Source organism: Streptomyces sp. NPDC017991 (assembly GCF_044328075.1).
Taxonomy (GTDB): domain Bacteria; phylum Actinomycetota; class Actinomycetes; order Streptomycetales; family Streptomycetaceae; genus Streptomyces.
Window position 1 is genome coordinate 532,143 of sequence record NZ_JBIRGP010000006.1, and the last position, 11,784, is coordinate 543,926.

The following is an 11,784-nucleotide window of genomic DNA, read 5'->3' on the forward strand; positions in this document are numbered from 1 at the left end:
GCTGTGCCGATCAGGCGAGCTGATCCCGGAGCGATGAACGCGAGTTGAACGACTTCCTCGGCCGCCGCGAACACACGGGGGGCATGGCGTCCCCACTCCGCGGAGACATCGGCCGCACTCTCCGACGCCGTGCCCGGCGCGGGCACTTCGGGCACCCCGAACGCGGCGGTCAGCCGGGCGGCGAGGGTGTCCGGCGGCTCGCCCCGGTCGTGTGCCGCCCACGGAGCACGCGCGGCCTCGCACGAGACCGGCCGACCCGTCCTCGTCGCCGAGCACCGCGCCCCAGCCGCCCACCTGGATCCCGGTGCCGTCGGGCAGCACACCCACCGGGACCGAGCCGGTTCCGGCGACGAGGCCGGCGCCCTTGTCCGGACCCGCGGCGGGGACGAGGAGTTCGGCGTCGCCGACGACACGGCAGGGATCCGCAGGAGCGTGTGGAGAGCGGAGCGGATCTCCTCGCACCGGCGGGGTGTCCCACAGGCGTGCCCACCGACGGCCACCGTGGCCGGGCGGGTGCCCCGGGGCAGTACGTCGTCCATCAGCACGGCCGGCCAGGCGACGGCGGACACCGGATCGTGCGGTCTCCATCCCGTGCTCTCGCGCACGTGATCGGCGACTGTGCCCGCGACAGCCGCAGAAGCAGCCACAGAAGCAGCCACGGAGACAGCGACCGCGCCGGCGCACGTGATCGGGCCCGGCCCGGAGCCGGAGTCACCTCCGGCTCGCGCGCACACGCGTCGTGGTGCCGCCCCCGTCGATACCGACGGCGACGGGCGTGAAGTCCGGCACGAGTCTCCTTCGTCGGCGCGCGACACCGCGGTACGCGGTGCGCGCGGGCGAAGCGAACGGCGGGCGAACCGTGCCTGTGAACAACGACTAGGGAAGCCCCGGGACGGGCTTCGGGGGAGTGCGGCAGGCGAGTACCGCACGAGTTCGTTAGGAAGTTAACTAACGAAGTAGGGTGCGTCAAGGGTTGCGGAACCCATGCCGTACAACGGTTGCGACGAGGGCCGGACAGACCCGAGCGGCGGACCGCCGCGGCATGACCTGAGGGAGAGCATGAACCTGAGCGAGAGCGCCCGCGCGGTGTTCGCCGTACTGGCCGCGTCGGGCACCGCGACCCGCCCCCAGCTGGCGGCCGGCGCGGGTCTGTCCAAACCGACCGTCTCCACCGCCGTGGCCGAGCTGGAGAGCGCCGACCTGGCCGCCTGCTCCGGCACCGCCTCCGGCGGCACGGGCCGCTCCGCCGCCGTCTACGGCCTCGGCCCGGCCGCGGGTGCCGTGCTCGCCGTCGATCTCGGCCCCACCCACACGCGGGTGCGTGGCTGCGCCCTGGACGGCACGCTGCTCGCCCGGGGCACCGGGCCCCGGGCGGACTCCGCCGACACGGTCCGGGCGGCTCTCGGCGCCCTGCCCGCCGGAGCCCCGCTGCGCGCCGTCGTCGTCGCCGTCGGAGACGTCACCACGCGGGACCGGGACGGCACCGGGATGCGCCCCGCGACCGAGAAGGCAGGACCCGCCTTCGACGCCATGGCGGTCGCGCTGCCGCCCGAGGTCCCCGTCCACCTGGAGAACAACGTCAACTGCGCCGCGCTCGCCGAACTGCACCAGGGCGCCGCCCGCGACCGTGACTCGTTCGGCTATCTGCGGATCGGTGTGGGGATCGGCCTCGGCATCGTCATCGGCGGCCGGGTGCTGCGCGGCGCGAACGGCGCCGCGGGCGAGCTGGCCCGGCTGCCCTACCCGTGGGACGACGGCCGCGAACCGCGCAGGGAGGCCCTGGAGGAGCGGATGGGCTCCCGTTCGCTCCTGCGCCGGGCCGAGGAGGCCTGGCGGGGCGCCGACGGCCCCTGCCCCCGCACTCCCGAGCGGCTCTTCGCCCTCGCCGAGGAGGGGCACTCCACGGCCCGTGCCGTGGTCGGCCGGCACGCCGCCGACATCGGCCGGCTGGCCGCCGCGGTGGTCGCTGTGCTGGACCCGGGACTGATCGTGCTGGGTGGCGCCATCGGCGCGTTTCCGCAGCTCCTGCCCGGTGTACGGGACGAACTGGCGCGGCTCAGCTGGCCCACCGAGGTGGTCAGCAGCATGGTCGGCGACAGCGGGACCGTGGCCGGTGCGAGCCGCCTCGCCGTGGCCCATGGAATCGAAACCGTGACCGGTGGGGTGCGAGTCAAGCATTGACGGGTCAGCCGCGGGTCTGCCAATGTCCGGACAAGCGCTTTCCATGGTCGGCGGGACCCGGCCCTGGGTGAGGCGTCCCGCCGTACGCGACGTACGGCAGCCGTGCGAGGGCGCGCTCGTGCGGCTGCGGCCCCAGGGCCTGTCGCCACATTCCCTCCCCCAGGCTTCGGCCGGGCAGTGCCCCAGCAGGGCGCCATCCGGCCCACCCATCGGGCGGACGACGCGAATGTGACGACGGAACCTGGGCCGGGGACCCCCACTCGTCAGAGCGATGCGGCCGGGCGAGGCCGCACGCCGGAAAGCCCCACCCCAGGGACAAAGACCCGAGCCGCTCGACGGCCAGGGGATCCGTAACGCACCTTCAGGAGGACCCGGTGGGTCACCAGATCTCGCGCAGAACCCTGTTCCGCTCCGCGAGCGGCATCGCAGTCGCCGGCGCACTCGGCACCTCGCTGAGTGCCTGCAGCGGAGGCACCGGCGCCGGCAGCACCAGCAGCGACCTGACCATGATCTGGTGGGGCAGCGACGACCGGCACGCGGCCTACAAGAAGGTGCTTGCCGCCTTCCAGAAGAAGAACCCGAAGATCAAGATCCGGCCGACCTACTCCGGCTACGACGGATACTTCGACAAGTTCAACACCAACATCGCCGGCGGCAGCGCCCCCGACCTGCTCCAGATGGACACCGCGCTGGTCGCGCAGTACGCCCGCAAGGGTGTCCTCGCCCCGATCGACTCGTACGTCGGCAAGAGCCTGGACCTGACCGGTTTCTCCAAGACGCTCCTCGCCGCGGGCACCGTCGACGGCAAGCTCTACGGTGTGCCGTCCGGCATCGGAGTCAACCAGCTCACCGTCAACCGCACCGGCCTTGAGAAGCTCGGCCTGGAACTGCCCGACCGCGAATGGACCTGGGCCGACCTGAAGAAGATCGGCACCGACGTCCACAAGAAGAGCGGCGGCAAGATCTACGGCGTCGACGACGGCGGCGGCTCCACCCTCCAGTGCTTCGAGGTCTTCGCGCGGGAGAAGGGCGAGACCTTCTTCAGCGAGGACGGCAAGAAGCTCGGCTTCACCGCCGACACCCTCCAGGAGTGGTGGGAGTACTGGGCCGAGATGCGCGAGGCCAACGCCTCCCCGCCGCCGGCGATCACCTCCGCCGCGCACAACGACCTCACCAAGAACGCGGTCGTCATCGGCAAGGCGCTGTTCACCTTCGACTCCGGTGTCTACGGCGCGGGCGGCTCCATCACCGACGCGCAGCTCGACTTCCTGCCCACTCCGCAGGGCGACTTCTCCGGCGCCCGCGAGGGCAACTTCGTCAACGGCGGTGTGCTGCTGAGCGCGACGAAGGCCAGCAAGAAGGTCGCCGACTCGGTGAAGATCATGTCGTACTTCGCCCAGGACGCCACCGCGATCAAGGACATGCAGCTGCTGCGGGGGATTCCGCCGACGGAGAAGGCGCGTGGACTGATCGCGTCCGGGCTGACCGAGACGGACAAGCTGAACATGGCCAACGCGGACTACATCGCGCAGCGGGTCGGCAAGGCGGGCGACGCGCTCGCGGCGCCCGCGCCTCCGCCGCAGGGGGCCGACCAGATCTGGGACCTGTTGTTCCAGTCGAACCTGGCGGTGGCCTTCGGGAAGAAGTCGATCAAGGCGCAGCTCGGGGCGTTCTTCGATCAGTCCGCGGGGATCCTCGAAGGCTAGTGCCTGCCACGGCACCAGCGCCGCTCGGGGTGGGGCCGTTCGAAGCTGCGGGTCCGCTGTGGCTGGTCGCGCAGGTCCCCGCGCCCCTAAAGGCTGCGCCGTTCCCCGCGCCCCTGAAGGCGCTGGTGCCCGCGCCGCTGAAAGCGCCGAGGCCCGCCCCCTCGAAGGCGCTGGAGCCGTGGCGGGCTTCGTAAGGTACGGCTCAGCCTTCGCCGTACGACAGCACGACAGCACGACGCGAGAGGGTCAGGGAGAGATGAGTATGACCGTTGCGAAGAGCGGCGGGGGCGTCGAGGAGCAGGCCGCTCCCGTGACCCCCTCCGACCAGCGGGAGCGTGACCGTATGCGCCGCCGCCTCGCCAGACGGCGGGGCGGGGGCTGGTGGCCGTACGCCTTCCTGGCCCCCTGGTTCATCGGCCTGTTCGGGCTGACGATCTACCCGATGCTGGACTCGCTGTACCTGTCCTTCACCGACTTCGACCTGCTGACGCCCGCGCGGTGGGTGGGGGTGGACAACTACGACAAGATGTTCACCGAGGACCCGGTCTTCTGGGACTCGGTGCACGCCACGCTGCTGTACGTCGTCGTCTCGGTGCCGCTGAAGCTGGCACTCGCCCTCGGTGTGGCGATGCTGCTCAACCGGGACCTGCGGGGCATCGGCCTGTACCGGGCCGCCTTCTATCTGCCGTCCCTGCTCGGCGGCGCGGTGGCCATCGCCATCGTGTGGCGGCAGGTCTTCGGCGGCGACGGCCTCTTCAACGACTTCCTCGCCTGGTTCGGCATCGCGGGCCAGGACTGGATCTCCAGCCCCGACACCGCGATCTACACACTGATCCTGCTGGCCGTCTGGCAGTTCGGCACCCCGATGGTCATCTTCCTCGCCGGCCTCAAGCAACTGCCCAAGGACGTGTACGAGGCGGCCGCGATCGACGGCGTCACGCCCGTCACCCGCTTCTTCAGGATCACCCTGCCGCTGCTGACACCGATCGTCTTCTTCAACGTGGTCCTGCAGATCATCGACGCGTTCAAGACGTTCACCCCCGCCTTCGTCATCAGCAACGGCTCCGGCGGCCCCCTCAACTCGACCATGCTGTACAGCCTCTACCTGTACAAGAAGGGCTTCACCGACCTCCAGATGGGATACGCCTCCGCGCTCGCCTGGGTGCTGTTCCTGGTCATCGCGGGGTTCACGGCGGTCAACTTCATCGCCAGCCGCTACTGGGTCCACTACGACGACTGACGTCCGACGACGACCGACCGACGCCGGACCGACGTCAGAGCGAGGAGCCTTCCCTCCCATGTCCGCCATCACCCCGACCCGGCCCTCGAAGTCGCCGCCGCGGAGCTCGAAGCCGCCGCTGCGAAAGCTGCGTGCGGCCACCGGAACGCGCCGCATCTTCATCCACACCGTGCTCATCGGTGTGGCGATCGTCATGCTCTATCCGCTGCTGTGGATGCTGAGCAGCTCGCTCAAGCCCGACACCGAGATCTTCACCCAGCCGGGGCTCGTCCCCGGCTCGCTGCGCCCCGAGAACTACTCCGAGGGCTGGAGCGGCTCCGGCAACTCCTTCTCCCTCTACATCACCAACTCGCTGATCGTCACGATCGGCGCGGTGATCGGGAACGTCATCTCCTGCTCGCTGGCCGCCTACGCCTTCGCGCGCTTCGAGTTCCGCGGCAAGAAGATCTGGTTCGGCCTGATGCTCGGCACGCTGATGCTGCCCACCCAGGCCGTGCTGATCCCGCAGTACACGATCTTCTACAACCTGACCTGGATCAACACGTTCCTGCCGCTGATCGTGCCGAAGTTCCTCGCGGTGGACGCCTTCTTCATCTTCCTGATGGTGCAGTTCATCCGGTCCATCCCGCGTGAGCTGGACCAGGCGGCCATGATGGACGGCGCCAACCCCTTCCAGATCTACTGGAAGATCATCCTGCCCCTGATGAAACCGGCGCTGATCACCACCACGATCTTCACCTTCATCTGGACGTACGACGACTTCCTGCACCAGCTCGTCTACCTCCAGCAGAACGACAAGTTCACCGTCCCACTCGGCCTGACGCTGTTCCTGGACCAGACGAGCGGCTCCTCGTACGGCGCGATGTTCGCCATGTCGACGCTCGCTCTGCTGCCCACCCTCATCTGCTTCCTGATCTTCCAGAAGCGGCTCGTGGAAGGCCTGGCCACCTCCGGTATGAAGGGCTAGTACGTGCACCTCCTCCATCAGCGCGGCCCGCTGCACGACCTCGCGGACGACCCGGCCGCGTACGACGCCGTGCTGGCCGGCGTCACCGAGGCGGCCCTGGCCCGTCTCACCCCCGAGGGCAACCTGGAGAACCCGGCCGCCGGCGACGACATCGGCGACACCTCGCTCGGTATCACCTCCCTGCTCGCGCTCGCCTGGCACCGCACCAAGGACCCGCGCCTGCCGGAGGCCGTGCGCCGCAGCCTCCGCTTCCATCTGCGCGAGCGCGTCTTCACCGAGGACAACCCCGGCTACCCGAACCTGACGGCACGCGACTCCGGTCTCCCGTACGCCCGTTACGTGCTGGAGCCCGGGGCGCACCCCGTCGGGGACTGGCCGAGCACGGTGTGGGCGCTGCTCCAGGCCGTCAACGTCCTGGACGCGTCCTCCGGCGGGCTCGTCGACGACGAGCAGTACCGCGAACTCCTGGGCGTGGCGGGCGGATACTGGCGCTGGCTGACCGAGGTCACCGTCTTCAACCCGCAGGACGCCTCGAACCAGGCCATCGGCTGTGTGGTCGGCGGGCTGATGCTCGCCCGCCATCTCCCGCCCGAGGAGGGCGAGCCGGTCCGGCAGCGGGCCCTGCGGCTGTACCTCGACGAGATCCGGGCCCGGCGCGTACGGGACCGGGGCGCGCCGCTGCCTCCCGAGCACGGGGGCGCCTACGACAACAACTACGGGCCGATCTCCCTGTCCTTCCTCGCCCAGGCCCACCGGGTCAGCGGCGAGGAGGTCTTCGCACAGGACGGCGACACCCTCGCCCGTTACATCGACGCGCGGGTCTGCGGGAGCGGCTTCGACATCGGCGGCCCGCGCTACAGCGAGCAGCACTCCGCCTTCGAATCCGTCCTCGGGCTGCGGTACTTCGGCCGCCGTGTCGGCGCGGACATCGGCCGCTACGCCGGGGACACGCGCTGGAGCCGGCACGCGGTCGGGGCCGACGGAGGAGTCGACGGACACTTCGCGTTCATGCTCGTCTGGCAGATCCAGGACACCCCGGGCTGGCACCGCGCCCCGAACACGGCACTCGCCTGCCACCAACTGCGCTCCGGCACGGTCACGGTGTCGTTCGACGACCGGATGACCCCCTCGGTGATCGAGGCCGGCGGTACCGCGCTCATCGCGGCCGCCGTCAACCGGCAGCACGGCTTCGGGCCCGTCGTCGGCCCCGCCGCGGACGGCTTCCTGCTGTGCCGTCCGATGGGTGCGGTGCGGGTGGCGGACCACCGTGTCGGTGGGCTGGCCGCCAAGCTCGTGACCAAGCCCGTCGTCGGGCGGGACCAAGTGCTGCGCCGGGTGCGGTCGTTGTACGTCACGGACGGGACGCGGCTGTGGATGACCGTGATCGTCGAACGGCTCGGCGGGGAACGGTACCTGCTCGCGGGCATGCCGTATGTCGCCGCCGACGGCGACCGGTTCCGGCGGGTGGCCGACTTCCCGCTCGTCGCGGCGGTCGGCGAGCTGCGGCTGACCCATCCGCGGCGGGGCGCTGCGGATTCCTTCGACGCGCGCGGCGAACTCACGCAGCAGCAGGCCGCGTTCGAGCTGGCCGCCGATCCGCGGGGGTACGGGGATCCTGACGCCGGGTGGCGGCATGTGCGGACGACCAGTGCGCTGGAGGTCGGGGTCTCGGCGGACTCGCCGGAGGGGCTCGATGTGTTCGCTGTGCGGTACGGGGCCGTGGCCGCCGAGCCGTTGGGTGTGGTCTGTGAGCGGGTGGAGGGGGATGGGGAAGGGCTGGTGGTGCGGGCGGGGGCGTTCACCGCAGTGCTCGGGGCGGCGGATGCATGTGGGGAGCCGGGGCTCACGTTGGCTGTCGGGGGGAGCTGACGGGGGACCGGGGAGGGGCGGTGGGGGTTTCGCCCCCGCCGCCCCTGCCCGGTCCCGTCACTGACTCGGGGTCTCCGCCCCCGAACCCCCGCTCCTCAGACGCCGGAGGGGCTGAGGGCGCCCGGCGCTGAGGGCGTCCGGCGCTCCTCAGACGCCTGAAGGGCTGAGGACGTCAGGTGAATCCTGAGGGGTCCGCTCGCCCAGTCGGTCCGTCGGGACCTTGTGTGTCTCGCGGGCCGTCAGTGCGGCGATCACCGGTGGGACGCACAGCGCGGCCGTGAACAGGGCCACGGACAGCCAGTCGTCTCCGTCCGGGCCCGCGATCTGCGCGGCGAACGTCACCGCGAAACCCGCGATCGCGAAGCCGATCTGCGTGCCGATGGCCATGCCCGACAGACGGACCCTGGTCGAGAACATCTCGCCGTAGAAGGACGGCCAGACACCGTTCGCGGCGCTGTAGACGACACCGAAGGTGACGATGCCGAGGACCAGGACCAGCGGGTAGGAGCCCGTGGAGATGGCCCACAGGTAGAGGAACATCAGTACGCCGCTGCCCGCGGCACCGATCACGAAGACCGGGCGGCGGCCGATGCGGTCGGACAGGGTGGCCCACAGCGGGATCGCGCCGAGCGCGACGAGGTTGGCCAGCGCGCCCACCCACAGCATCGACGTGCGGTCCATACCGACCGCGTCACTGGTCGCGTAGGCGAGCGCCCACACCGTGAAGATCGTGCTGACCGAGGCGACGAGGGCCGCCGCGACCACCCGCAGGACGTCCGCCCAGTGCTCGCGCATCAGCACGGCCAGGGGCATCTTCACGACGCCCTCGGTGGCGGCCTGCTGGGTGAAGGTCGGCGTCTCCTGGAGGGTGCGGCGGATCACGTAGCCGACGACGGCGACCGCGATGCTCATCCAGAACGGGATGCGCCAGCCCCAGGCGAGCAGCTGGTCCTCGGGCATCGCGGCGACCGGGATGAAGACCAGCGTGGCGAGCAGCTGGCCGCCCTGGGTGCCGCTGAGGGTGAAGCTGGTGAAGAAGCCGCGTTTGTCCGGTGGCGCGTGTTCGAGCGACATGGAGTTGGCGCTGGCCTGCTCACCGGCGGCCGAGATGCCCTGCAGGACCCGGCACAGGACCAGCAGTACCGGCGCCAGTGTGCCGACCTGGTCGCGCGTGGGCAGACAGCCGATGAGGAACGTTGACACGCCCATCAGGATCAGCGTGAAGACCATGATCTTCTTGCGGCCGACCTTGTCGCCGAAGTGCCCGAGGAACAGCGCCCCGACCGGGCGGGCCGCGTACGCGACCCCGAACGTGGCCAGCGACAGCAGGGTCGCCGTGGCCGGGTCGGACTCGTCGAAGAAGACCTCCGGGAAGATCAGCGCTGCCGCGCTCCCGTAGATGAAGAAGTCGTAGTACTCCAGCGCGCTGCCGATCCAGGCGGCTGTCGCTGCCTTCCTCGGCTGACCGGGTGGCGCGTCGAGGGGTGCTGCGGGGACGGACACGGCGGTGCTCCTTCGGGGGAACTCCAACGTAGGCGGAGTGAGCGGGAGGAGGGTGATGAGCGGTGAGCGATGAGCGGTGATCGGGTGAGCTGGGGGGAGAGGGGGGCAGCAGCGGCGGATCCCGGGGGTGGTGGGACGGCCGTGCCGGGGTGCTGCCCGTTTAATTAACCCACTGGGTAGTTAGTAGTGGCTGGCTACGGATGTTGCGCTCACGTTTCCCACGTGTCAAGAGGTCGTGCCGAAGGATCTTGCCGATACTCAGCCGGCCGTGCGGTCCGCCGTCAGGTAGGCGATGACCATGTCGCCGAGCATGCTCCGGTAGTGCTCCCGCTGCGCGGAGTCGACCAGGTCGCGGCCGAACAGGGCGCCGAAGGTGTGCCGGTTGGCGACCCGGAAGAAGCAGAACGAGCTGATCATCGCGTGCAGGTCAACGGCGTCGACGTCCGCCGTGAACAGGCCCGACTCCCGCCCCGACTCCAGGATGCGGCGGATCACGTCGAGCGCGGGCGAGCCGATCCTGCCGAGCTTCTCGGAGCCGGCGATGTGCGCGGCCCCGTGGATGTTCTCGATGCTGACCAGGCGGATGAAGTCCGGGTGCGCCTCGTGGTGGTCGAAGGTCAGCTCCGCCAGCCGCCGGATGGCCGCGACCGGGTCCAGATGCTCGACGTCGAGCCCCTGCTCGGCCTCGCGGATGACACCGTACGAGCGCTCCAGCACGGCGGTGAACAGCTGCTCCTTGCCGCCGAAGTAGTAATAGATCATCCGCTTCGTGGTCCGGGTGCGGGCGGCGATCTCGTCGACCCGGGCCCCGTCGTAGCCGGCCCGGGCGAACTCCTGGGTCGCCACGTCGAGGATCTCGGCCCTCGTGCGGGCGGCGTCACGGATGCGTCCGTTCGGCCTTGCCGGTTCTTCGACGCTGGTCATCGAGTTCCTTCGGGTTCTTTCCGGCCCTTTCGGGTTCTCTCGGGCGAGGGGCCGGTGCCCGCGATTCTAGAAGCAGGCGGCGGCGCGCGGCCCTGGGTGTCCGGCGGGCCTTCCCGTGACCGCGGGATGCTGGTATAGCTAACGTACTGGTTCGTACATTAGTGAGCTGCTCGGGAGGTCCGTCGTGGTCGCCGTGGTCAAGGACTCGTATCTCGTCGGACTGATCGGCGCGGGCGTCGGCCCTTCGCTCAGCCCGGCCCTGCACGAGCGGGAGGCCGACCGGCAGGGCCTGCGCTATGTGTACCGGCTCATCGACATCGACGAACTCGGAGTCCCGCCGGAGGCCGTGGGCGACCTGGTGCGCTCCGCCAGGGACCTCGGTTTCGACGGGCTGAACATCACCCACCCCTGCAAGCAGCTCGTCATCGAGCACCTGGACGCGCTCGCTCCGCAGGCCGAGGCGCTCGGCGCGGTGAACACCGTCGTCTTCGACGGTGGGCGCGCGATCGGGCACAACACGGATGTCACCGGGTTCGCGGCGTCCTTCGCGCGCGGGCTGCCCGACGCTCCGCTGGAGCGGGTGGTGCAGCTGGGCGCGGGGGGAGCGGGGGCCGCCGTCGCGCACGCCCTGCTGACGCTCGGCGCGGGGTCCGTCACCGTGGTGGACGCGCTGCCGGAGCGGGCCGGCTCGCTTGCCGCCGGACTGAATCGGCAGTTCGGTGCGGGGCGGGTGGACGCCGGTGGTCCGGAGCGGTTGCCCGCGCTGCTCGCCGGGGCCGACGGCGTTGTGCATGCCACGCCCACGGGGATGGCCGCGCATCCTGGACTGCCGTTCGCGGCGGAGTTGCTGCGGCCCGGGTTGTGGGTGGCCGAGGTGGTCTACCGGCCGTTGGAGACCGAGTTGCTGCGCGTCGCGCGGGGGGCCGGGTGCGCGGTGCTCGATGGTGGGGGGATGGCTGTCTTTCAGGCTGCGGACGCCTTTCGGTTGTTCACGGGGAGGGAGGCGGACGCTTCGCGCATGCTGGTGGACATCGCGGAGTTGGCCGGGTCCCTCCGGGCGGGGGCGTGAGGGGGCCCACGGGGTGGGGGCGCCCAGGGGTGGCGGCGCCCCCGAGGTGGGGTGCCCACGGGGGGGGGGTGGTTGGGGTTGTGGGGCGGGTGCGGGGTGCGTTGTGGCTGGTCGCGCCGTTCCCCGCGCCCCTGAAGGACAAAGACTGCGCCGTTCCCCGCGCCCCTGAAAGACGAAGACTGCGCCGTTCCCCGCGCCCCTGAAAGACAGAGATTGCGCTGTTCCCCGCGCCCCTAGGAGTTGTCTTCAAATGTCACGCCCACATCAGGAGCGAGGCGAGTGTGACGGCTGCTTGGTAGGACTCGGCGGTCTTGTCGTAGCGGGT

The 11,784-nt window shown here is 70.6% G+C and carries 8 protein-coding genes and 1 pseudogene; 6 read left to right on the forward strand and 3 right to left on the reverse strand.

The genetic code is table 11. The features are described 5' to 3' along the window. Positions 1–38 precede the first annotated feature (38 nt). A pseudogene (locus tag ACH4DZ_RS21085) lies at positions 39–789 on the reverse strand (hypothetical protein); the annotation flags it as partial. A 270-nt stretch (positions 790–1,059) separates the two neighbouring features. Between ACH4DZ_RS21085 and ACH4DZ_RS21090 the strand changes: the two are divergent. The 5 genes from ACH4DZ_RS21090 to ACH4DZ_RS21110 all read left to right on the forward strand — a co-directional run bounded on the left by ACH4DZ_RS21090 (position 1,060) and on the right by ACH4DZ_RS21110 (position 7,963). Beyond that, positions 1,060–2,181 (forward strand): ROK family protein, encoded by a 1,122-nt coding sequence (locus ACH4DZ_RS21090; RefSeq protein WP_398288726.1) that lies wholly within the window; start codon positions 1,060–1,062, stop codon positions 2,179–2,181. A gap of 374 nt (positions 2,182–2,555) precedes the next feature. After that, complete coding sequence (locus ACH4DZ_RS21095) at positions 2,556–3,887, forward strand: ABC transporter substrate-binding protein (RefSeq protein WP_398288727.1); 1,332 nt, start codon at positions 2,556–2,558, stop codon at positions 3,885–3,887. A 262-nt stretch (positions 3,888–4,149) separates the two neighbouring features. Further along, entirely contained in the window at positions 4,150–5,127 is a 978-nt protein-coding gene (locus tag ACH4DZ_RS21100; protein WP_398288728.1) for a carbohydrate ABC transporter permease, read from the forward strand. A 58-nt stretch (positions 5,128–5,185) separates the two neighbouring features. Further along, a complete protein-coding gene (locus ACH4DZ_RS21105) occupies positions 5,186–6,094 on the forward strand; it encodes a carbohydrate ABC transporter permease (RefSeq protein ID WP_398288729.1) in 909 nt (302 codons plus the stop codon). Positions 6,095–6,097: 3 nt separating this feature from the next. Next, positions 6,098–7,963 carry a hypothetical protein gene (locus ACH4DZ_RS21110; protein WP_398288730.1) on the forward strand — a complete coding sequence of 622 codons (1,866 nt, stop codon included), beginning with the start codon at positions 6,098–6,100 and terminating at the stop codon, positions 7,961–7,963. A gap of 147 nt (positions 7,964–8,110) precedes the next feature. Here ACH4DZ_RS21110 and ACH4DZ_RS21115 read toward each other — a convergent pair whose 3' ends face one another. Beyond that, positions 8,111–9,466 (reverse strand): MFS transporter, encoded by a 1,356-nt coding sequence (locus ACH4DZ_RS21115; protein WP_398288731.1) that lies wholly within the window; start codon positions 9,464–9,466, stop codon positions 8,111–8,113. Between the two features lie 258 nt (positions 9,467–9,724). Then, entirely contained in the window at positions 9,725–10,390 is a 666-nt protein-coding gene (locus tag ACH4DZ_RS21120; protein ID WP_398288733.1) for a TetR family transcriptional regulator, read from the reverse strand. Between the two features lie 193 nt (positions 10,391–10,583). On the opposite strand from ACH4DZ_RS21120, the gene ACH4DZ_RS21125 reads away from it, so the two are divergent. Continuing rightward, positions 10,584–11,459 carry a shikimate dehydrogenase gene (locus tag ACH4DZ_RS21125; RefSeq protein WP_398288767.1) on the forward strand — a complete coding sequence of 292 codons (876 nt, stop codon included), beginning with the start codon at positions 10,584–10,586 and terminating at the stop codon, positions 11,457–11,459. Positions 11,460–11,784: the final 325 nt, after the last annotated feature.

Coding starts and splice junctions, on each gene's coding strand:
- ACH4DZ_RS21120 (WP_398288733.1), bottom strand. CDS start 10,390: ATGACCAGCGTCGAAGAACCGGCAAGGCCGAACGGACGCATCCGTGAC.
- ACH4DZ_RS21105 (WP_398288729.1), top strand. CDS start 5,186: ATGTCCGCCATCACCCCGACCCGGCCCTCGAAGTCGCCGCCGCGGAGC.
- ACH4DZ_RS21100 (WP_398288728.1), top strand. CDS start 4,150: ATGACCGTTGCGAAGAGCGGCGGGGGCGTCGAGGAGCAGGCCGCTCCC.
- ACH4DZ_RS21090 (WP_398288726.1), top strand. CDS start 1,060: ATGAACCTGAGCGAGAGCGCCCGCGCGGTGTTCGCCGTACTGGCCGCG.